This window comes from Aeromonas sp. s6 (assembly GCF_040907815.1).
GTDB classification, from domain to species: domain Bacteria; phylum Pseudomonadota; class Gammaproteobacteria; order Enterobacterales; family Aeromonadaceae; genus Aeromonas; species Aeromonas caviae.
The window spans coordinates 1-22,319 of record NZ_JBFOCN010000097.1 but is presented as its reverse complement, the minus strand read 5'-3'; the positions used below and the strand labels follow the sequence as shown (position 1 = coordinate 22,319).

At 58.5% G+C, this 22,319-nt stretch carries 20 protein-coding genes and 1 tRNA gene; 11 read left to right on the top strand and 10 right to left on the bottom strand.

Annotated features, from left to right (window positions below):
- Positions 1-40 precede the first annotated feature (40 nt).
- The 3 genes from AB5Y50_RS15840 to AB5Y50_RS15830 all read right to left on the bottom strand — a co-directional run bounded on the left by AB5Y50_RS15840 (position 41) and on the right by AB5Y50_RS15830 (position 1,958).
- A complete protein-coding gene (locus tag AB5Y50_RS15840; protein WP_010672438.1) occupies positions 41-379 on the bottom strand; it encodes a DUF2799 domain-containing protein in 339 nt (112 codons plus the stop codon).
- Between the two features lie 168 nt (positions 380-547).
- On the bottom strand, positions 548-670 hold the full coding sequence (locus tag AB5Y50_RS15835; RefSeq protein WP_010672437.1) for a hypothetical protein: 123 nt from the start codon (positions 668-670) through the stop codon (positions 548-550).
- 265 nt (positions 671-935) lie between these two features.
- Positions 936-1,958 (bottom strand): LacI family DNA-binding transcriptional regulator, encoded by a 1,023-nt coding sequence (locus tag AB5Y50_RS15830; protein ID WP_039041139.1) that lies wholly within the window; start codon positions 1,956-1,958, stop codon positions 936-938.
- A 252-nt stretch (positions 1,959-2,210) separates the two neighbouring features.
- Between AB5Y50_RS15830 and AB5Y50_RS15825 the strand changes: the two genes are divergently transcribed.
- From AB5Y50_RS15825 to AB5Y50_RS15810, 4 genes are all read left to right on the top strand, one after another.
- Positions 2,211-2,654 carry a PTS sugar transporter subunit IIA gene (locus AB5Y50_RS15825; RefSeq protein ID WP_005307534.1) on the top strand — a complete coding sequence of 148 codons (444 nt, stop codon included), beginning with the start codon at positions 2,211-2,213 and terminating at the stop codon, positions 2,652-2,654.
- A gap of 32 nt (positions 2,655-2,686) precedes the next feature.
- Positions 2,687-2,974, top strand: a complete 288-nt coding sequence (locus tag AB5Y50_RS15820; protein WP_016349013.1) for a PTS sugar transporter subunit IIB — start codon at positions 2,687-2,689, stop codon at positions 2,972-2,974.
- Positions 2,975-3,034: 60 nt separating this feature from the next.
- On the top strand, positions 3,035-4,291 hold the full coding sequence (locus AB5Y50_RS15815; protein ID WP_042864639.1) for a PTS ascorbate transporter subunit IIC: 1,257 nt from the start codon (positions 3,035-3,037) through the stop codon (positions 4,289-4,291).
- A 215-nt stretch (positions 4,292-4,506) separates the two neighbouring features.
- Positions 4,507-5,517, top strand: a complete 1,011-nt coding sequence (locus tag AB5Y50_RS15810; RefSeq protein WP_082189220.1) for a glycosyltransferase family 9 protein — start codon at positions 4,507-4,509, stop codon at positions 5,515-5,517.
- Between the two features lie 315 nt (positions 5,518-5,832).
- Here the strand turns inward: AB5Y50_RS15810 and AB5Y50_RS15805 are convergent, their stop codons facing one another.
- The 4 genes from AB5Y50_RS15805 to rfaD all read right to left on the bottom strand — a co-directional run bounded on the left by AB5Y50_RS15805 (position 5,833) and on the right by rfaD (position 10,904).
- A complete protein-coding gene (locus AB5Y50_RS15805; RefSeq protein ID WP_080767867.1) occupies positions 5,833-6,753 on the bottom strand; it encodes a glycosyltransferase family 2 protein in 921 nt (306 codons plus the stop codon).
- Between the two features lie 84 nt (positions 6,754-6,837).
- On the bottom strand, positions 6,838-8,151 hold the full coding sequence (locus AB5Y50_RS15800) for an O-antigen ligase (protein ID WP_231959404.1): 1,314 nt from the start codon (positions 8,149-8,151) through the stop codon (positions 6,838-6,840).
- A complete protein-coding gene (locus AB5Y50_RS15795) occupies positions 8,135-9,895 on the bottom strand; it encodes a polysaccharide deacetylase family protein (protein WP_069784750.1) in 1,761 nt (586 codons plus the stop codon). The genes AB5Y50_RS15800 and AB5Y50_RS15795 overlap by 17 nt, the downstream gene beginning before the upstream one ends.
- 49 nt (positions 9,896-9,944) lie before the next feature.
- Positions 9,945-10,904, bottom strand: a complete 960-nt coding sequence (gene rfaD / locus AB5Y50_RS15790; protein WP_039041134.1) for an ADP-glyceromanno-heptose 6-epimerase — start codon at positions 10,902-10,904, stop codon at positions 9,945-9,947.
- Between the two features lie 154 nt (positions 10,905-11,058).
- Here rfaD and AB5Y50_RS15785 point away from each other — a divergent pair, with 154 nt between their 5' ends.
- From AB5Y50_RS15785 to AB5Y50_RS15765, 5 genes are all read left to right on the top strand, one after another.
- The gene (locus AB5Y50_RS15785; protein WP_010672429.1) at positions 11,059-11,703 is read left to right on the top strand and encodes a TetR/AcrR family transcriptional regulator; all 645 of its coding nucleotides are present in this window, start codon (positions 11,059-11,061) and stop codon (positions 11,701-11,703) included.
- A gap of 183 nt (positions 11,704-11,886) precedes the next feature.
- A complete protein-coding gene (locus AB5Y50_RS15780) occupies positions 11,887-13,077 on the top strand; it encodes a glycine C-acetyltransferase (RefSeq protein ID WP_010672428.1) in 1,191 nt (396 codons plus the stop codon).
- Between the two features lie 89 nt (positions 13,078-13,166).
- Complete coding sequence (gene tdh / locus AB5Y50_RS15775) at positions 13,167-14,192, top strand: L-threonine 3-dehydrogenase (protein WP_010672427.1); 1,026 nt, start codon at positions 13,167-13,169, stop codon at positions 14,190-14,192.
- Between the two features lie 219 nt (positions 14,193-14,411).
- A complete protein-coding gene (locus tag AB5Y50_RS15770) occupies positions 14,412-14,864 on the top strand; it encodes a cytochrome c5 family protein (RefSeq protein ID WP_069784752.1) in 453 nt (150 codons plus the stop codon).
- 84 nt (positions 14,865-14,948) lie between these two features.
- A complete protein-coding gene (locus AB5Y50_RS15765) occupies positions 14,949-17,252 on the top strand; it encodes a bifunctional diguanylate cyclase/phosphodiesterase (protein WP_069784753.1) in 2,304 nt (767 codons plus the stop codon).
- Here the strand turns inward: AB5Y50_RS15765 and rep are convergent.
- Positions 17,239-19,251, bottom strand: a complete 2,013-nt coding sequence (rep, locus tag AB5Y50_RS15760) for a DNA helicase Rep (RefSeq protein ID WP_069784759.1) — start codon at positions 19,249-19,251, stop codon at positions 17,239-17,241. The genes AB5Y50_RS15765 and rep overlap by 14 nt on opposite strands.
- Before the next feature lie 152 nt (positions 19,252-19,403).
- Here rep and AB5Y50_RS15755 point away from each other — a divergent pair, with 152 nt between their 5' ends.
- Positions 19,404-20,624 (top strand): cysteine desulfurase, encoded by a 1,221-nt coding sequence (locus AB5Y50_RS15755; protein WP_069784754.1) that lies wholly within the window; start codon positions 19,404-19,406, stop codon positions 20,622-20,624.
- Between the two features lie 12 nt (positions 20,625-20,636).
- The gene (locus tag AB5Y50_RS15750; protein WP_069784755.1) at positions 20,637-21,071 is read left to right on the top strand and encodes a SufE family protein; all 435 of its coding nucleotides are present in this window, start codon (positions 20,637-20,639) and stop codon (positions 21,069-21,071) included.
- Positions 21,072-21,092: 21 nt separating this feature from the next.
- On the opposite strand, the gene tcdA is transcribed toward AB5Y50_RS15750, so the two are convergent.
- Complete coding sequence (gene tcdA / locus AB5Y50_RS15745) at positions 21,093-21,929, bottom strand: tRNA cyclic N6-threonylcarbamoyladenosine(37) synthase TcdA (RefSeq protein WP_069784756.1); 837 nt, start codon at positions 21,927-21,929, stop codon at positions 21,093-21,095.
- 146 nt (positions 21,930-22,075) lie between these two features.
- Positions 22,076-22,152, bottom strand: a tRNA-Asp gene (locus tag AB5Y50_RS15740).
- Positions 22,153-22,319 lie beyond the last annotated feature (167 nt).

Genomic DNA, 22,319 nt, shown 5'->3' with positions numbered 1-22,319 from the left:
GAGGTTCACGCAATATTTCAGAAGAGAGAGGAAGGCTGATTTATTGATCAGTCCAGCCATGGCGACCCTGTTCAAACAGGCGACGGGCCTGCACGTCGTTGGGACAGACGCCGCGATACTCCTCTCCCGACCGTCCTGCCAGATAGAGATGCTCGGGTCGGCAATACCAGGCCAGCCCCTTCTGGCGACCCAGCTCCCAAAGGGCAACGTCCACTTTTTCCCCGCACTGGGTCTGGTGAAAAGCCACCCGATCGCCAGCAAAACCGAGCTTGCCGTCCGCCTCTCCCACGTCGCTCCACACCTTCTCGCAAGGGTCGTCGGAGTTGGAAACACAGCCCCCGAGCAGGGCGGCACAAAACATGATGACGAGTGAGCGCATATTCATCCTTGGCGTCGTTGGAATCGTTGTTGAGCCGCTGCCTGCCTCGTACAGCGTCATTTGAGCAGTTCATTCTAACCAGCCCGCCCCGTTCTCACCAAGGGCTGCCCCCCTCGCCACACAAAAAATCGGGCGGGCACCAGGCCCGCCCTCAGGCGTTACAGGGAGTCACTGATCGTCGAGAGGGTCATAGTCCTGCCAGCTCTCGTCATCCAGCTCCTCCAGCTCGTCTTCCCAGGATTCCGGCTCCCAGTCATCATCGAGATCGAAATCAGGCGTCTGCGTACCCATGCTCATTCTCCTTGGATAGTGCACCGGCCTACAAAGTCTATCCAGAATAATGGGGCTCGCCAGTGGTTCCGATCAGAGCTTCACCAGGGTGCAGCCAGCCACCTGGAGTCATGGCTCCGGTGACATCCACGCTCTGCTCCAACCCGGTGACAGACCGGGCGAACACGTCGGCTGGCAGTTCCCGCGCAGGGCGACGGGGCACCGACCTGGTCTTCGGTCACAACGCCTTGAACATGCTTGCCTCGCCCTGTCGTGGCATCGCTCCTCAGGTGCTCTGACGCTTTTGCAATTGAAAATCCAGGGCGAGGCTCATGCCGGCCACCTCCTCTCCCGCCAGTTGGCGCAGGATCAGCTCCGCCGCCTCCCTGCCCATCTGGTGATAGGGGATCCTGACCGAAGTCAGCGCAGGATGACAGGCGCGCGCCACATCCAGATCGTCGAAACCGGCGATGGCGAGCTTGCCCGGCACGCTCAGATGGCGGCGCTGGCATTCGAACAGCACCCCGGCCGCCAGCTCGTCGTTGACGCAGATCAGCGCATCCAGTTCGGGCCAGCGCAGCAGAAACTCCCCCAGCATGGCCGCCCCCGTGCTAAAACTCGGCAGCTCAGAGGTGTTGATGATGGCGTCCGGGGAGAGGTAGTTGTCCAGCAGCGCCTTCTGCCAGCCCTGCATGCGCTGCTGCAGCATCCACTGCTCCTGGCGGGCACAGAGAAAGCCGATGTTGCGGTAGCCGCGCTCGATGAGGTGGCGGGTCAGCTGGTAGCCGGCATCGAAGTTGGAGACCCCGACGTTCATGTCGATGGGATGGCGCGCCATGGCTCCCACCTCCACCACCGGCAAGCGGGCCGCCTGCAGGCGCTGCCGGATGACCTCCCCGGGATCCCCCCCAAACAACACCACGGCGGCCGGATTGTGCTGCAGGAAATTGCTTAGCAGGCTGGCCTCCTGCTGCTTCAGGTGCTGGGCATCCCCCAGCATGATCTGATAGCCCTCGGCGAGCAGGGTCTGCTGCAGCCCGGCAATCATGTCACCGCAGGCGCGTTCCGCCAGGCTGGGGACGATGACCACTATGGTCTGGGAGGTAGCGGATGCCAGCGCCCCCGCCGCCCGGTTCGGGATATAGCCGAGTTCATCCACCGCCGCCTCGATGCGCTCGCGCATCTTGTCGGACACCAGCTCGGGGGTGCGCAGGGCGCGCGACACCGTCATGGCTCCTACGCCAGCCAACTGGGCCACGTCGTTGAGGGTCACCCGACCCGTGCTGCGGCGTTTTTTCGCTTCTGACATCCTTTCCCTTCCTCGGCATGCGGGCATTCACTTTAAGGCAAAAGCGGGGCACTGACTATTTGCTCAAACCGGATTTTACCTTCTTTGAGGCCGATAAGGGGCAGGATGAATCCCTTCTGTGAGAGAAATGATAGCGCTATCACAGATCAATGTTAGCGCTATCTGGTAGCGCTAACTTTCGCGATCAAGCTCACAGTTATCAAGGGACAAGATCGCTAGATTGGCGTCATTCTATCCAGCCCGGACACTACCATGCTGACCCAATTGCTGACCGAGGAGGTCATTTCCATCGAAGCGGGCGCCCGCGACTGGCGCCACGCCATCGAGCTGGCCACCGCCCCCCTGCTGGCCAACGGCACCATAGAGCCTTCCTATGTGGCGGCGCTCTATCGCTCCCACGAGGAGCTCGGCCCCTACTACGTGCTGGGACCGGGGCTGGCCATGCCCCACGCCCGCCCGGAAGACGGCGTCAACCGGCTGGGACTGGCGCTGACCGTGCTGAAGGAGGGGGTCAACTTCGGCTCCGAGGGCAACGACCCGGTCCGGCTGCTGGTCACCCTGGCCGCCAGCGACAGCAACTCCCACGTGGAGACCATCGCCCAGCTGGCCGAGCTGTTCATGAATGAAGAAGACGTGGCGGCCATCATGGCGGCCACCAGCAAAGACGACATCTTGCGCATCCTGGCGCGTTATTGAGTGGCGCCCTGCGCCCGACAGAGGAAGAGAGCATGAAAATTCTGGTTGTATGCGGACACGGCCTGGGCACCAGCCTGATGATGGAGATGAGCATCAAGAGCATTCTCAAGGAGCTGGCCGTGACGGCCGAGGTGGATCACCGGGATCTCGCCTCTGCCGGCAGCGAGAGCGCCGAGATCTTTGTCGCCACCCGCGACATCGCCGAACAGCTGGTCAGCATGGGGGTCGACGGCCGGCTGGTCTCGCTGGACAACATGGTCGACAAGGCCGCCATGAAAGAAAAACTCGCCATCGCCCTGCGCGAGCTGGGCGCACTCTAACCCCTTTGCGACTGTCTGGGCGGCTGGTGAGCCGCCGCTTCCATCTGCTTGGAGCTGACCATGGAATTTTTCAATTTTCTGATGTTTGACGTGCTGTCGGAGCCGGCCGTGCTGGTTGGCCTCATCGCCCTCATCGGCCTGATCGCCCAGAAGAAACCGGTGACCGAGTGCATCAAGGGCACGGTCAAGACCATCATGGGCTTCGTCATCCTAGGGGCCGGCGCCACCCTGGTGGTGAACTCGCTGGGCGACTTCGCCACCATCTTCCAGCACGCCTTCGGCATCAAGGGGGTGGTGCCCAACAACGAGGCCATCGTCTCCATCGCCCAGCAGTCGTTCGGCAAAGAGATGGCGATGATCATGTTCTTCGCCATGCTGGTGAACATCCTGATCGCCCGGCTCACCCCGTGGAAATTCATCTTCCTGACCGGTCACCACACCCTGTTCATGTCGATGATGGTGGCAGCCATCCTCTCCGCCGGCGGCATGAGCGGCATCCCGCTCATCGCAGTGGGCAGCCTGGTGGTCGGCGTGACCATGGTGCTGTTCCCGGCTCTTGCCCACCCCTACATGAAGCAGATCACCGGCTCCGATGACGTGGCGCTCGGCCACTTCTCCACCTGCTCCTATGTGCTGGCCGGCTGGATCGGTGCCAAGTTCGGCAACAAGGCCCACAGCAGCGAAGAGGTGCAGGTGCCCAAGAGCCTGCTGTTCCTGCGCGATACCCCGGTGGCCATCTCCTTCACCATGGGCATCATCTTCCTTATCACCTCTCTGTTTGCCGGTGCGGATTACGTATCGGAAATCGCCAAGGGCAAGCACTGGTTCATGTTCTCCCTGATGCAGTCCATCACCTTCGCCGCCGGGGTCTACGTGATCCTGCAGGGGGTACGGATGGTCATCGCTGAAATCGTGCCGGCCTTCAAGGGGATCTCCGACAAGCTGGTGCCCAACGCTAAGCCGGCGCTGGACTGCCCCATCGTCTTCCCCTACGCCCCCAATGCGGTGCTGATCGGCTTCCTGTCGAGCTTTGCCGCCGGTCTGGTGGGCATGGTGCTGCTCTATCTACTGGGGCTCACCGTCATCATTCCGGGGGTGGTACCGCACTTCTTCGTCGGCGCGGCGGCCGGGGTGTTCGGCAATGCCACCGGCGGTCGTCGCGGCGCCCTGCTGGGAGCCTTCGCCAACGGCCTGCTGATCACCTTCCTGCCGGTGTTCCTGCTGCCGGTACTGGGGGATCTCGGCTTTGCCAACACCACCTTCAGCGATGCCGACTTCGGCGTGGTGGGGATCCTGCTCGGCCTCATCGTACGCTGATCACTCTTGCCCATCGGGGGCATGGCCGACGGTGCCATGCCCCCGCTCATCCTCCCGTACTGCCAGCCGGGCCCCACCAGCCCGAACAACGTCGAAAATATGTGCAAACACAGTGCGTTGGATCGGATTTTCACCCCATAGCGGCAGCATCTGACAGGGGAGTACGATATGCTGATGCGCTGACGTTCAACCCGACCTCGCTCGAGGCCCTTTCCATGAAATACCTGGTAGTACAAACCAAACAGATAGGAGATGTGCTGATCTCCACCGCACTGTGCAACAACCTCAAGCAGCACGACCCTGCCGGGGAAGTTCACTATCTGGTCATGGATTACTGCGCGGGCATGGCAGAGGGAAACCCCAACATCGATCGGTTGATCATCATCGAGAAGGCGCGCCGCAACGAGTGGCGCTACATGAAGGATTTGCTGCTGGGCATTCGCCGCGAACGCTACGATGTGGTGATCAACAGCCAGGGCCAGATGATAGGCCTGCTGACCTGCCTCTTCTCCGGCGCCCGCCTGCGGATCGGCTTCGACTCTTTCCCATGGCGCCTGGGCCACAACCGCATCGTGCGCTTTCGCCATGACACCGAGCATCAGGGCAACAGCACCCTGGTGGACGATCGATTTTCACTGCTCAAGCCCCTCGGCCTCGCTAGGGAGGATCGCAACTACTACCTCTGGCTGAGTGAAGAAGAGAAACAACAAGGAAGGGATGCCCTGCTGGCCGCTGGCGTCGACCCGACCCGGCCACTCATCGCCATGGGAGTGAACTCCCTCGGCCATTACAAGCGCTGGCCCATCGACTGCTTCGCCAAGGTCGCTCAGTGGCTCATCGAGGAGCACAATGCCCAGATCCTGATCTATTGCGGACCGGGGGAAGAGGAGTACAACCGGGGGCTGAAGCCGCTGCTGCCAGAAGCGCTGCAGGCCAGCGTGTTTGACCATGTTCAGACCCGCTCGGTACGGGAACTGGTGGGGCTCTTCGCCCATTGCCAGCTCTTCGTTGGCAACGACACAGGCCCACGGCATATGGCGCAGGCGCTGGATATCCCCCTGCTCACCATCGTCTCTCCCCTCGGACACTCCGCCATTGCCAATCCCGTCTCTCATCCCCGTTATCGCTTCGTCGACACGGGTCGTCAGGATCCGCAGCAGGAAATTTTGAATGTGCAGGAGATACTGGCCACATTCTGTGCTGAGCTAGGAATAATGAATAAATAATCGGCTACAGAGGTATGCCCCGCCAGTAACGCAATTTATGGTCTGACCTTTAATTCGTTACTGGTTATGGTCATTCCACCCGAAAACGGGCTTCACCACCACCGATATGATCGAATGACTCTCGTATTCGGAACTATAGATTGACGCTAGAAACTGCATTAAAGATAGTAGACTATATGTGATTATTATTTCGCAGTCTGTTAAAATAATTAAATTATATCTCAGCTGATTTTAATGCCACTTTCTATAATTTTTTTTAAAAAAGCTATGCTTTAAGAAAATAGTCTATCTAAACTCATCCATTGTTAAATGATATTAATTTTTTAATCCTCGCTGCTTATGCCTTAAGGAATAAGACAGTGATGGTCTTATGATAATAGCAAAGAATAACTTAAATCTAGTCGGCTTTTTACATGATTTGATGAGTTCCTTGATAATAAATCTAAACTTAAGAGATTTTGCAGATAAAAAATTATAATTTTTATCAAAAAAATAAAATAAAGATCTGTAAAACTCTATTTCTATGTCTAGATTTCTATTCGTACTCCCACCACCATAATGAACTATCTTTGCATCAGGAACAAAGAATATATTCATTTTTTCTTTCTTCATTCTAATACAGATATCTTCTTCCTCACAGTAAAGGAAAAAATTAGGATCTAAACCTCCAACTTTAAAATAGTCGGATGCGCGAAAAAACATTGATGCTCCACTACCCATTTGGACCCTGAATGGTTTTTTATATTCCTTCTTCCTATCCATATACTCTGATGATTTTAACATTCGACATAATCCGTTGCCAAACCATTGATTACCTACTGATGGTAAATAGGCAAAGGATGGATGATATGTACCATCTTTATTATACTGAGATGGTATACACAGCGATACATCTGGATTATCCTCCATGAAGGAATGAAGTATATCAAGCGCGCCCTCATCCACTAGCGTATCATTGTTAAGAACAAATATGTACTCTCCTTTAGATTCTGATATTCCAAGTATGTTTCCAAGAGCAAATCCGAAATTAATATCATTATCTATAAAATGTATTTTATCATTATTTTTAATTTTCAAGTAATCAATAAATATGCCACGTTCATCCTCGCTCGAGTTATTATCAACCACTATTATTTCATAATCTTGAAATGAACCACGCAATATACTATCAATGCAATCCATTGTGTATTTAGACGAATTGTAATTTAAAATTACAATAGAAACAGAAACCCCCATTCTATACCCTCACTGTTAAAGATGACATTATTTATAATAACTAATCACACAAAAAAACAATACCCCCTGTTTATCGCTATCAATTCATTCTGTATCACTCTCCTTAAAAACTATAGATGCAGCTATAACCAGCGATGAGACAAAGAAAGTAATACCAGAATTGTGACCAAAAAATGCCTGACTGAGGCAGTAATCAATCGATGAAAAAACAGCCACAATAACCAACGCGGAACCACAATGCACATCATCATTATGGGGTCGGTGCAAACGACTTTTTACCAAGAATAGGGGGATCAACATCATCAATAGCAACGCACCAAGGCCAACAATGCCTCGTTTGGCCATTTCATCGAGAAACTGGTTATGGGCATGAGAATTGAAATCATAGATAAACTGGCTAATTTCTCCTCGTGCCAGCTGCGCTTTTTGTGACTGCCGAATCCCATGATTTCCCCAGCCAAATAGTGGCTTTTCGGTAAAGCTCTGCCAAGCACTCTGCCAAAGCTGAAGTCTGATCCCAAGCGAGGTGTTGAGGTTGGTTTTGTCGAGATATTGGCTGATATCATTCTGAGCCAGCTCTATCCGTGCTTCCACACCACTCTGCGGTTGGACAATCAAAAAACCACCGCATAACAGTCCACCTACAAGCATAACGAGGGTTGTCTTGCGATACAGGCACTCTTTAAACAGCACCGCAATAGTAAATAAAATAACAGGTAATAATACCCACCCCCCACGCGTTCCCGAGAGGAAACTGGCCCCCATCCCAGCACAACCTCCCAGCAGCATGAAAAAAGAGAAGGCCAATTTTCCCTTTTTTTGTGCCCAAAGAAGTCCACACAGGCAAAATAATCCTAACGACATGGCAATATTACCACTCTGTAGTGGCATCATATCGTTAAATGCCCGCTCATAGCCCAAAATAAATTTATCATGAATGGCTATGCCACATGCGAGGAGAGCACCGACACCACAACCGGAAAGCAGTATAGGAAGGCGCACAGGCACGCAAGCTAGTAAGGGCAATATGACAACAGCCATCAGCGCTCTACTTGCCCTGTCGATTTGGCTGATCTTGCCACCATCAAACCAAACGGAAATAACCATCACCAGAAAATAGAGCGACAAGCCAAGCCCGATAAACTTGAGTTCACGGGGTAATACCCAATTCAAGCGCCTCACAGCGAAGAAACACAGGCTTGCCAGCAACAACAAAGCTGGGCCATAGGAGTAACCACTGGGCACGGATAGTGCCAGAGCTCCAAATAAAAAAGCTGAGAGTTGAACTAGTAGCGGCAACGCTTGGTCATGGACCAGCCCAAATGCGCCCTGATTGGGCGGCGATTCTGTTTGCATCGGCATACGTTCCTCTACAACAACCTTATTTTCTGAAGACATAATTCCCCCTGATCTTGCGCCACAGACCGAACATGTCGGTGCGGGGGAAGATGGCGATCCGGCGGATCTGGAACGGATCCCGGTGCATGGCTCTGGGGCCGCTGTTGGTGGCCACAGCATAGCGATAACCGGCGGCAACGGCCTGGGCTTTTGCACTGTCGTTCAGATCCCCGTAAGGATAGGCAAACGAGATCAGGGGATGGCCGAGCAACTGCTCCAGCCAGGCCTTGTTGGCCTGGATCTGGTGGGCCTGCTCCTCTGGGGGGAGCGTGCTCAGGCGGGGGTGAGTCAGGGTATGGCCCCCGATCTCCACATGACCGGAGGCCACCAGCGCCTTGATTTCGTCCGGGGTCATCAGGGTCACCGGGGTATCGGGGTGAGTCGGGTGCTCCACATCCCAACGATTGTGATCCTCACCGGTCACCACATAGACCACCGCCTTGTAGCCATACTTTTCCAGCAGCGGCAGCATGCGGGTAAGGTTGTCCCGATAGCCGTCGTCCACGGTGATCATCAGGTACTTCTTGCCGTATTGCAGCCGGTGGATGAACCCGTTCTCCGCCAGGTCGGCAAATGTCAGCGTCTCGTAGCCCAGCCACTTCATCAGCTTGAGGTGCTTCTCGAACATGGCGACCGGGAGCCAGGTGCCATGCACTCCCTTTTCGCTCTCGTGCTCGATGAAGCGGTGATACATGATGACCGGCATCTCCCGGCGCAGGGTCTCGACCACGGCGTCCTGATAGACGGATTCCAGCCCGGTCACGACGCCTTGCAAATCATACTCTTGCAGGATCCGTTGGCGCACTGGGTCTGGCACCACCTTGGAGGCCAACGCCGAAGGGATCTGCGCCTTCAGCCCGGCAAAGTCGATGGCCAGATCCCTGGGGCCGATGTCGCCGAAGTTGCTGGCGAGGGCCTCGTCCAGATTCTGCTCCGTCACCAGACCGATGGCCCTGGCTTCGCCGATGGCAAACGCCGGACGACCGCACAGAAGCGCCTCCATCGCCACCCGACCGGCACCGATCACCAGATCGCAGCCCGCCATCAGGGCGGGCACATCGTCCACATAACCGACGAAGTCGACCTTGTCCTGAAAACGGGCAAAACGCGCCGGCACCTGGGTGCCGCTGACGACGCGCACCCGGCAGGCTTCCAGATCCAGCACCTCGTCCAGCAGCCGGTAGCAGAGCTCCCCCTTGGGACCGCTCAGCCGGCCTATGATGGCGATCACCGGTTTGCCGTTGTCCGGTATCGGCACGGGCTGGAACTTGTCGGTCTCGATGCCGTTGCGCAGCACCTGCACCATGGCCGGGTCCACCCCCAGGTTGTCGATGATCTGGCTGGCGATATCCTCGCACACCGCCACCGCCCGGTAGCCCAGCGCATGGAATGCCTTGCGGGAGGCGTGTACCGGCTGGCGCCCGTGCACCGTGGTGATCATGGGGGTGCCGGTCAGCTTGCAGGCGACGTAGCTGCTCCAGCCCGAGGCGCGCGAATGGGCGTGCACAAGCTGGATCCTGTGCTTGCGGATCAGATAGATGAGATAGAAGACGTGCCAGAAGCGGCGCAGGATGCTGCGCTTGTTGAAGCGCAACCGAAAGACCGGTCCCAGAGTCGGTTTGGTCAGGGTGTCAGAGACGTAGAAAACCTGGTGGCCACGGCGGGTCAGCTCGTTGCCGACCGTGGTGGCATAGACCTCCGCGCCCGTCACTTCGAGCTGGGAGAGAGCCATCAATATGTTCATGCAAGCGCATCCGATCGACGGGTGGCCAGAGCCACCCGCCAGAGGGGGATCAAGCCCGGTTCAACCAGGCCATGTAATCGGCCACGCCTTCGGCCACAGTCTTGAACTCGCCGTCATAACCGACGCCGCGCAACTTGGTGAGATCCGCCTGGGTGAAGCTCTGGTAGCGACCCTTGAGGTGATCCGGGAAGGGAATGTATTCGATGGCGCCTTTCTGGTGATGTCTGATCACGGCTTCCGCCACGTTCTGGAACGGCTCAGCCCGGCCGGTGCCGCAGTTGAAGATGCCGGAGTGCTGCGGATTCTGCCAGAACCAGAGGTTCACCTTGCAGACGTCGTCCACGTAGATGAAGTCGCGCATCTGGCCGCCATCCGGGAAGCCGTCACAGCCCTCGAACAGCTTGGGATTGTCACCCTGCTTCACCTGGGTATTGAGGTGGAAGGCCACGGACGCCATGGATCCCTTGTGCTGCTCGCGGGGACCGTAGACGTTGAAGTACTTGAGACCCACCACCTGGGAGTTGATCTCCGGCATCCAGCGACGCACGTACTGATCGAACAGCTGCTTGGAGTAGCCGTAGACGTTGAGGGGCTGCTCGAACCTCGGGTCTTCGATGAAGTTGTCGTTGCGCCCGCCATAGGTCGCGGCGGAAGAGGCGTAGATGAAGGGGATTTCCCGCTCGATGCAGTAGTGGAACAGATCCTTGGAGTACTCGTAGTTGACCTCCATGATGAACTTGCCGTTCCACTCGGTGGTCGCGGAGCAGGCGCCTTCGTGGAAGATCACCTCGATGCCGTCATCCCACTCCTCGAATTCGTCACCGGAGACGATCCGCGCCTGGAACTCGTCCTTGTCCATGTAGTCGGCGATGGTGAGGTCGACCAGGTTGACGAACTTGGTGCCGTCGGTCAGGTCATCAATGACCACGATATCGGTCCGTCCTTGAGCGTTCAGCTGCTTGACCAGATTGCTGCCGATAAAGCCAGCACCGCCAGTTACTACGATCATGGAGTTTGCCTCGCGTACGTTGTGGCCCCGTGTGACTGCCTGTTAAAGCTGTGTATAGTGGGCCAATTTGAAATTGCCGAAAAGTTTATCACGGGCCGCAAGGGGATTCGACCTCGATGACTTTTCCCCTTCGGGCCCGGCAGAGGGACCAGCGATGAAGACCAGAGACAGGATCATCCACAGCGCCACCGAGCTGTTCAACGATCAGGGCGAGCGCAACATCACCACCAACCACATTGCCGCACACCTTGGCATCAGCCCGGGCAACCTTTACTACCACTTCAGAAACAAAGAAGACATCATCCACTCCATCTTCGATCAGTACGCCCGCCACCTGAGCGACAGCTTCACTCCGATCCGCAGCAGCGAGATCCGGCTGGAGGATCTGATGGGCTACCTGGATGCCATCTTCTATTTGATGTGGCAGTTCCGCTTCTTCTACGCGAACCTGCCGGACATCCTGAGTCGCGACGAGCTGCTGCAGCAGAAATACCTCAAGGCACAGGAGCAGCTCCGAGCCACCGTTGAGACGCTGCTCAGAAGCCTGCGCGAAGGCGGTATCATCGCCGTCAGCGATGAAGACCTGCCGGATCTCGGCCAGACCATCAAGATGGTCGTCACCTGCTGGATCCCGTTCCAGATCGCCCAGGCCCCGGCCACCCGCATCACCAAACCCCTGCTCTACCAGGGGGTCTTGCGGGTGCTGTTTTTGCTGCGCCCCTACGTGCAGCCACAGGTGGCCCCCCAGATACATCAACTGGAGCAACATTATCACCAACTGGCCCAACCAGCCGGGTGAGATCTGTTTCACAATTGTTGATTATCAGCATAAAAATTTGAATTTATACGCAGGGATTACAGTAAAATGTCGCCCATTCTAGGGTCTGTCGGCGTTTCGTCGCGACCGTGACGACGCCGAACCGTGTGGGTTGCACGGCCCGGGATCCTGATAACACAGTCGATACAGCAATGAGGACCGAGGATGTCTAACGGATTCTATCGTCACCTGACCGAACAGCTCGAACAGGTCAAGGCGGAAGGGCTATACAAGCAGGAGCGCATCATCACCTCGGCCCAGCAGGCCCAGATTGCGGTGGGCGGCGAGCAGGTACTGAACTTCTGTGCCAACAACTACCTGGGGCTGGCCAACCACCCCGACCTGATTGCCGCCGCCCATCAGGGACTCGACAGCCACGGCTTCGGCATGGCCTCCGTGCGCTTCATCTGCGGTACCCAGGACCAGCACAAGGAACTGGAGCAGAAGCTGTCCGCCTTCCTCGGCACCGAAGACAGCATCCTCTACTCCTCCTGCTTCGACGCCAACGGCGGTCTGTTCGAGACTCTGTTCGGTGCCGAAGACGCCATCATCTCCGACGCCCTCAACCATGCCTCCATCATCGATGGGGTGCGGTTGTGCAAGGCCAGGCGCTATCGCTACGCCAACAACGACATGGCCGAACTGGAAGCCCAGCTCAAGCAGGCCGATGCCGATGGCGCCCGCTTCAAGCTGATCGCCACCGATGGTGTCTTCTCCATGGATGGCGTCATCGCCGACCTCAAATCCATCTGCGATCTGGCCGACAAGTACGACGCGCTGGTGATGGTGGATGACTCCCACGCCGTCGGCTTCATCGGCGAGAACGGCCGCGGTACCCACGAATACTGCGAGGTGATGGAACGGGTCGACATCATCACCGGCACCCTGGGCAAGGCGCTGGGTGGCGCGTCCGGTGGCTACACCTCCGGCAAGAAAGAGGTGATCGACTGGTTGCGTCAGCGCTCCCGTCCCTACCTCTTCTCCAACTCCCTGGCACCCTCCATCGTTTCGGCCACCATCAAGGTGATCGACATGCTGGCCGAGGGTCACGACCTGCGTGCCCGCCTCAAGGAGAACAGTGCCTACTTCCGCGAGCGTATGAGCGCCGCCGGCTTTACCCTGGCCGGTGCCGATCACGCCATCATTCCGGTCATGCTGGGGGATGCCAAACTGGCCGCCGAGATGGCGAGCCGCATGCTGGACGCCGGTATCTACGTGGTGGGCTTCTCCTTCCCCGTGGTACCCAAGGGTCAGGCGCGCATCCGGACCCAGATGTCCGCCGCCCATACCCGGGAGCAACTGGACAAGGCGATCGATGCCTTCATTCGCATCGGTCGCGAGCTCGGTGTGATTTGATCACATGGCTGGCTGATTAAAACGGGGGCCAAGGTTGGGCCCCATTTTATTACCCTCTGTACCCGGCATGGCGCCGTGAGGAATCTGTCATGAAAGCACTCTCCAAACTCAAATCCGAAGTCGGCATCTGGATGACCGATGTCCCGGCTCCCGAGCTCGGCCACAACGATCTGCTCATCAAGATCCGCAAGACCGCCATCTGCGGCACCGACATGCACATCTACAACTGGGACGAGTGGGCCCAGAAGACCATTCCCGTCCCCATGGTGGTAGGGCACGAGTATGTGGGAGAGGTAGTCGCCGTCGGCCAGGAAGTGCGCGGCTTCGCCATCGGCGATCGCGTCTCCGGCGAAGGCCACATCACCTGCGGCCACTGCCGCAACTGCCGTGCCGGTCGCACCCACCTGTGCCGCAACACCATTGGTGTGGGTGTGAACCGCCCGGGATCCTTCGCCGAATACCTGGTGATCCCGGCCTTCAACGCCTTCAAGCTGCCGGACAACATCCCCGATGAGCTGGCCGCCATCTTCGATCCGTTCGGCAACGCCGTGCACACCGCCCTCTCCTTCGACCTGGTGGGTGAAGACGTGCTCATCACCGGCGCAGGCCCCATCGGCATCATGGCTGCTGCCGTCTGCCGTCACGTTGGCGCCCGTCACGTGGTGATCACCGACGTCAACGAATACCGGCTGGAACTGGCCCGCAAGATGGGCGCCACCCGTGCCGTCAACGTGGCCAAGGAGAAGCTCTCCGATGTCATGGAAGATCTCGGCATGACCGAAGGGTTCGATGTGGGGCTGGAGATGTCCGGGGTGCCCAGCGCCTTCCAGGACATGATCGACAAGATGAACCACGGCGGCAAAATCGCCATGCTCGGCATTCCTCCCTCCACCATGGCCATCGACTGGGGCAAGGTGATCTTCAAGGGACTCTTCATCAAGGGGATCTACGGCCGCGAAATGTTCGAAACCTGGTACAAGATGGCAAGCCTCATCCAGTCTGGCCTGGATCTCAGCCCCATCATCACCCACCATTTCCATATCGATGACTTCCAGCAGGGCTTCGAAGCCATGGGCTCGGGCAAGTCCGGCAAGGTGATCCTGAACTGGGATTGAGGACACGCGAGGGGCGCCTGGGCAATCAGCGCGCCCTCTCTTGTTCAGCCTCACGAAACCCGGCGCATGCCGGGTTTTTTGATGTGGGATCACCCCTTCCCGCTCTACCACTTTGTTTTCAGATTGCTTAACACTTCACACACAAGCGTTTAAATGGCTGTAACTATTCGGTTATAATCCCGTCGTTTTCTGGGGATAATAAGAGCCTGCTGGGAGTACATGAGCGTGTTGAAAAAACTGAGCTATTTGCTGGCTGCCGGGATGGCGGCTGCCACTCTGTCCGGCGCCGTCCTTGCCGCCGATGACATGTCGACAGAGGCCATCGCCGAGCGTATTGCCCCGGTTGGCCAGGTTTATACCGCCAAGGATCTGGAAGGCATTGCGACCGCCGCAGCCACGCCTGCGGCAGCCTCCTCCGGCCCACGTGACGGCGAGACCGTGTTCAAGGGTGCCTGCTTCGCCTGCCACGATACCGGTGCCGCTGGCGCCCCCAAGCGAGGTGACAAGGCCGCCTGGGAGCCACGCATCGCCCAGGGCTTCGACACCTTGCGCAAACACGCCATCGAAGGCTTCACCGGCAAGGCTGGCATGATGCCACCGCGGGGGACCTGCGCCACCTGCAGTGACGAAGAGATCGAGAACGCCATTCACTACATGATCGACAAGCTCTAAGTAATTGAAAGGGCTCCTCTTGCAGCCCTTTCAATCCCATCACTTCCGACTACGCTTGAAGGTAAGTTTTTTCGGGAGTGTTGCATGTCAGTTCAGCCCACCACACCGCCAGACTCGCACTCCTTGCTGGCGGTCGTCTCCTCCATCATGGATTTCCCCGCCCCCGGCATTGCCTCCCCCGAGGATTACGCCCGACTGGTCGGTCTGCTGGACACACTCTGCCCTCTGCAACATTTCGCCATGCTGGGGCTGGCCGACGGGGGGCTGAACTGGCGCTACACCTATCAGCTTCCCGACGTGTTCAAGCAACAATTGGGACGGGAAGAACCTCGCCTCACCGAACAGCTCACCCGGCTCGATGAAGGTCAGGGCTGGTGCGTGCAGCCTGTGGAGCATATCGACGTGCAGTGGTTGCTGGCACGCAGCGCCCCGGATCAGGCACCCACCCTGAGGTTGCTGCTGGAGTGCCTGGCCAAACGCCTGCACGAAACCCAGACCGGTACCCAGCTGACGGGGCAGGCTTCCCCTCTCATGCAACGGGATCCCCAGTGGCAGGAGAAAATCGAGAAGATCGGCCGAGTCATGCGCCTGGCTCACAACCTGCCTCAGCATGCCCTGTTTGCCCAGTTGGAAGCTGTGTTGCGCCAGATGCTCTCGGTCAGCGACATGTTGCTGATCCGGCTGGAAAACCAGCGACTGGAGCGACTCTATCCACCACACCTGACATACGACGATGACATCATTCGGGCCATGTGCCACAGCACCAACAGCATAGAGCGCCATGAAGAGGGACTTTACTGGTACAGCCTGCCCCTGCGCCAGCAGCAGCAATACTTTGCCCACCTCATCCTCAACATGACCCGGCCTCTGGAAACCGATGACAGGCTGTTCCTCGATTTCCTGCGCCATCAGCTGACCCTGTTGCTGGAGCTCAAAAGGGTGCGACAGCAACTCGATGAGCTCAACTCGGAGGAGTCCATCAACCAGCGCCTCCAACAGCTGCGCCAAACCAACCTGAGGTTGCAGAAACGGCTCAAGCATCATCAGGAGCTGGAGCGGCGGCTCCAGTTCAATGCCCTGCACGACCCGCTGACCCAGTTGCCAAACCGGGCGCTGCTGATGAATCACCTGCATCATGCCATGACCCGCTACCGCCGCTACCAGACAGCCGGCTTCACCCTGATCTTCGTCGATGTGGATCACTTCAAGCAGGTCAATGACGCCCTGGGCCACAGTGCCGGCGATCAGTTGCTGCAGGAGCTGGGCAGCAGGCTGCAAGGCTGCATCCGGCAAAATGACATGGTGGCGAGGCTCGGAGGGGACGAATTCGTCATCTATCTGGACAACAGCCAGCGGGAAGAGGACATCAGCCCCGTGCTCAATCGCCTGATTGGCCGTATCGGCCATCCGTTCCGGCTCCAGGGCAACGAACTGACCATCACCGTCAGTCTGGGGGTCGCCAGCGTGACGGAGCAAACGGCCGATGTCAGTGAACTGCTGCACCAGGCAGACCTCGCCATGTACCAGGCCAAGCGCAACGGTCGCAGCCGCATCGTCATGTATTCGGAGGCCTGTACCGAACAGGCGGGGTCACCGGAAGAGCGGCTCTTCAGAGCCTTGCGGGAAGGGCGGATTGTGCCCTACTTCCAGCCGGTGATCAGGCTGTGTGACAGCCGCCTGGTCGGACTGGAGGTGATGGCGCGCTGGATAACGGAGGAGGGGGAGCTCAAGGATGCATTCGACTTCATTCCTCTGGCGGAACAGTGCGGCCTCATTCAGGATCTGGACCGCCAGATCCTCAAGCGCACCTGCCAGCAACTGAAGCTTTGGCAACCCGCCTCCGGGGTCGGTCGTTTCAGGATAGCCATCAACCTCTCCGGCAAGCACCTGGCCAGCCACGAGCAGATCATGCAACTGCTCACCATCATGGAGGAGGAGGGTGTCATCCCCGCATGTTTCATCTTTGAGTTCAACGAACGCGAGCTCTCCCGGCAGAGTGCCGACTCCCTCACAGCCTTGCATGAACTGAGGGCGAAAGGGATCCAGGTCAGCCTGGATGACTTCGGCACCGGCTTCTCTTCTCTCAACGCCCTGTTTCACTTCCCGGTGGATTACATCAAGGTGGACGACAGCTTCACCCATCGCATGTTGAACTCACCCAAGGATCTGGCGCTGATCCGCGCCATGCGGGACATCTGCCAGGACCTCGACTTCACCCTGGTGGTCGAGGGGATCGAAAATCAGCAACAGTTGCAAAAGCTCATCGAGCTTGGCTGCGCCCTCGGGCAGGGGCGCCACATCTCCCCCCCGCTGCCGGGAGCCGATATTCCCCCTCTGCTGGGTCAGGCCGCCCGAGAGGCCAAGCCTTCCGGCCTCAATCCTTCTTGAACAGGGCCCGCAGGTTGGCGACACCAACCTGCCCCTTCTGCTGGCGCTCCTCTGCCGTCACCTTCTTCTGGTTTTCCCACTCCAGGTCATCCTGGGGCAGCTCCAGCAGGAAGCGGCTCGGCTCCGGCCGTACCGACTCGCCAAACTGGCGACGCTCCTTGCAGAGGGTAAAGGTCAGCTCGGTCTGGGCCCGGGTAATCCCCACGTAGGCGAGGCGCCGCTCCTCCTCCACGTTGTCCTCGTCGATGCTGGTCTGGTGCGGCAGTAACCCCTCCTCCATGCCCACCATGTAGACATAGGGAAACTCCAGTCCCTTGGAGGCGTGCAATGTCATCAGCTGCACCTGATCCGCCTCATCCTCCCCTTCGTTGCGCTCCATCATGTCCCGCAGGGTGAGGCGAGTCACCACCTGAGCAAGCGTCATCGACTCCTCCAGCTCATCCCCTTCCAGCATCTCGCTGATCCAGCGATAAAGGGTGGAGACGTTTTGCATCCGCATCTCCGCCGCCTTCGGACTGGGGGAGGTCTCATAGAGCCACTCCTCATAGTGGATCTCCTTGATCATGTCCCGCACCGCCTCCACCGGATTGCCGCGCAGCGCCTGATCGCCGAGCCGTACCAGCCAGTTGGTGAAGGCCTGCAGGGCGGATAAACCGCGTCCGGAGAGGTGTTGCTCCAGCCCCAGCTCGAAACTGGCGGCAAACAGGCTCTTGCCACGCTGGTTGGCGTACTGGCCCAGTTTTTCGAGGGTGGTGGGGCCTATCTCGCGGCGCGGCAGATTGACCACCCGCAGGAAGGCGGTGTCCTCATCCGGGTTAACCAGCAGCTTGAGGTAGGCCATGATGTCCTTGATCTCGGTGCGGGAGAAAAATGAGGTACCGCCCGAGATACGGTAGGGTATGCGGTTGGTCATCAGCGCCTTCTCGAAAATGCGCGACTGATGGTTGCCCCGATAGAGGATGGCGTAATCCTTGAACCGGGTGCGGTTCATGAACTTGTGGCCCATCAGCTCGGCGGCGATACGCTCCGCCTCGTGCTCCTCGTTCTTGGCAAACAGCACCTTGAGCTTCACCCCCTCGTCCAGTTCGGAGAAGAGCGCCTTGTCATAGACGTGGGGGTTGTTGGCGATCAGGATGTTGGCGCACTTGAGGATGCGCCGCTTGGAGCGGTAGTTTTGCTCCAGCTTGATGAGCCGCAGATTGGGGAAATCTTCGTTCAGCAGCACCAGATTCTGCGGCTTGGCCCCACGCCAGGAGTAGATGGACTGGTCGTCGTCACCTACCACGGTAAAACGGGCCCGCTCGCCGACGATCTGCTTCACCAGCTCGTACTGGCTGGTATTGGTGTCCTGGTATTCATCGACCAGCAGGTAGCGGATCTTGTTCTGCCAGCGCTCGCGCACCTCCTGGTTGCTCTTGAGCAACAGGGTCGGCATCACGATGAGGTCGTCGAAATCCAGCGCGTTGTAGGCCACCATCTGGCGGTGGTAACGCTCATAGAGCTGAGCCATCAGCACCTCTTCCGGCCCGCGGGCGATGCGCATGGCCCGGGCAGGCAGGATGAGGTCGTTCTTCCAGTTGGAGATTTGGCTGATAAGGGCCAAGAGCTTGTCCTTGTCGTTGTCGAGCTCTGCCTCGGTCAGCTCCTTGAGCAGCGCCAGCTGATCGGTGTCATCAAACAGGGAGAAGTTGGCCTTGAGGTTCAGGCTCTTGTGCTCGCGGCGAATGATCTCGAGCCCCAGGGTATGGAAGGTGGAGACCATCAGCCCCCGCGCCTCCTTGCGACCCAGGGTCTGACCGACCCGCTCCTTCATCTCCCGCGCCGCCTTGTTGGTAAAGGTGACCGCCGCTATGTTGCGTGCGTTGTAGCCGCACTGCTGCACCAGATAGGCAATCTTGTTGGTGATGACACGGGTCTTGCCCGATCCGGCACCCGCCAGCACCAGGCAAGGGCCGGAGACATACTTGACCGCTTCGTTCTGATTGGGGTTGAGCTTCATGGGCCGGATCTCTTGGCTTATGATGAGGGGCGGCATTGTAGCAGAGATCCCGCGGGCAGCCGAAACCGGGCACGGGATCCCGCCACTTCATCTTGTGTTTGCCCGCCATTTTCCGGATCATGACCGACTTTTCCAGACGAGATGAGGGGAGCATGAATCAGAAACAGCACGCCCGGCTGCGCGGCCAGTTTCCGGCCTTGGCGCAGGAGGTGAACGGCCACCCTCTGGTCTATCTGGACAACGCCGCCACCACCCAGAAACCGCAAGCCGTGCTGGATGCGATCAATCACTACTATCGGGCCGACAATGCCAACGTGCACCGCGCCGCCCATGCCCTGAGCGGCCGGGCCACACGCGCCTTCGAAGATGCCCGCGAGACGGTTGCCCGCTTTATCAATGCCCCTCGCAGCCACGAAGTGATATGGACCCGTGGCACCACGGAGGCGATCAATCTGGTGGCCCAGAGCTGGGGGATGAGCGAGCTGAGGGCGGGGGATGAAATCGTGCTTAGCACCCTCGAGCATCACGCCAATATCGTCCCCTGGCAGCTGGTCGCCCAACGCACCGGCGCGGTGATCCGGGTCATCCCCCTCGATGAGCGGGGCGATCTCGATCTGGCCGCCTATCACGCCATGCTGGGGCAACGGACCCGACTGGTAAGCGTGGCCCACGTCTCCAATGCCCTTGGCACCGTCAATCCAGTCAAAGAGATGGTGGCAGCGGCCAAGGCGGTCGGCGCTCTGACCCTGCTCGATGGCGCTCAGGCGGTGGCTCATCTCGAGGTGGATGTGCAGGCCATAGGTTGCGACTTCTACGCCTTCTCCGGTCACAAGCTCTATGGTCCGACCGGCATCGGTGTGTTGTGGGGCCGCACCGAACTACTGGAGCGGATGCCGCCCTGGCAAGCGGGAGGCGAGATGATAGACAGGGTCAGCTTCAGCGGCACCACCTTCAACACCCTGCCCTTCAAGTTCGAGGCAGGCACCCCCCATATTGCCGGCGCCATCGGCCTGGCCGCAGCCATCGACTTTGTGATGAAGCAGGACAGGGACTCACTGGCCAGCCATGAAGCAGCGCTGACCGACTATCTGGTTGCCGGACTGCAACAGGTGCCGGGGCTGCGTCTGGTCGGCGAACCCGGCCAGCGCGCCGGCGCTGTCTCTTTCCTGCTGGACGACATCCACCCGCAAGATGCCGCTACCCTGCTCGACATGCAGGGGATCGCCCTGCGAGTCGGCCATCACTGCGCCATGCCGTTGATGGAGAGCTTAGGGATCGGCGGTACCATGCGCGTGTCCCTGGCCTGCTACAACAATCGGGACGATGCCGACGCCCTGCTGGCCGCCCTGCACAAACTCAGTGACTTCTTCTAAGGCAGACACCCGATGAACAGCCTCGCAACCTACACCCGGATAGGCGTTGAGCCCGACGCAAATACCATCCGCCAGCAGTTTGCGGCAGCAAACGGCTGGGAGAACCAGTACCGACTCATCATCCAGCTCGGCAAGCTGCTACCCACCTTGCCAGCAGAGTGGCAGCAGGAAGAGAACCGCCTGAAAGGGTGCGAGAGCCAGGCCTGGCTCAAGGGAGAGGTAGGTGAGGACGGCAACTGGCATTTTGCCTGCGACTCAGACGCCCGCATCGTGCGCGGTCTTATCGTCATCGTGCTGGCGGCACTCAATCATCAGAGTGCCGACGCTATCCAAGCTTTTGATATGGATGCCTATTTCAGCGAATTGGGGCTCGAGAAACACCTGAGCCCGTCGCGAGGCAACGGGCTCAGGGCAATCGTGTTGGCAATCCGGGAGCAGGCTGCCTAGCCCACCTTGTACAGTGGTCGATCAGGCTTCGCCAATCGACCCTGCGTCTTCATTTCCAGCCTCTTTCTCGGCGCGGGCTCCCCGCTCGGCAATCTTCTTCAATACCCGGGACGCGGCAACCAAGCCAAAAGTGGCCGTCACCGGCGTCACGGCACCGAAGCCGGAGGCGCAATCCATCTTCATATTGCCGTCGCTGGCCGCCTTGGCCTGGCAGGTGCCGCCATTGCCATCCGGATAACTCAGCTGCTCGGTTGAGAAGACACACTCCACCCCGAATTTGCGCGCCGGATTCTTGCTGAAGTTGTGCAGTCGGCGCAGGTCGGAGCGCACCTTGGCGGCCAGCGGATCCTGAATGGTCTTGGCCAGGTCGGCCACGGTGATCTGGGTCGGGTCCATCTGCCCGCCGGCACCGCCCGCCACTATCACCGGGATCTTGTTGCGCTTGCAGAAGGCAATCAGCGCCACCTTGGCCTTGACCGAGTCGATGGCATCTACCACATAGTCAAACTCCCGCTTGATATGCTCGCCCAGGTTGTCGGCGGTGACGAAGTCATCCACCTCGATCACCTCGCAATCCGGGTTGATGGCACGGATGCGCTCGGCCATCACCTCCGTCTTGAGACGGCCGACCGTGCCCTGCATGGCGTGGATCTGGCGATTGGTGTTGGTGATGCAGATGTCGTCCATGTCGATCAGAGTGATCTGGTTGATGCCGGCCCGAGCCAGCGCCTCGGCCACCCAAGAGCCGACACCACCGATCCCGACCACGCAGACTTTCGCCTGGCTGAAGGAGCCAAGGGCACGCTGGCCATAAAGACGGGCAATGCCCCCGAATCGCTGTAGATACTCTGCTTTCATACCACCACCTTGCTTGAGGGCGGCCATTATAGCGGCAACCTCTCTCAGGGGCGATGATCGGATGATGGTGGTGTTGATGTGAGGGGAAATGGGTGCTGTCTCGGGAACGAAAAAAGCCCAGTCTTTCGACTGGGCTTCTGAAGTAGTGGCGGAGCGGACGGGACTCGAACCCGCGACCCCCGGCGTGACAGGCCGGTATTCTAACCGACTGAACTACCGCTCCGCATTCGGTTAGCTTTCGCTAAATCTTTTGCTGCTTGTTTGTGAGGTGTCATCCTCGCAGCCGGTCATGTCTTTCACATCACCGTTTAATTGGGTGCCTGGCAGTGTCCTACTCTCGCATGGCGAATGCCACACTACCATCGGCGCTACAGCGTTTCACTTCTGAGT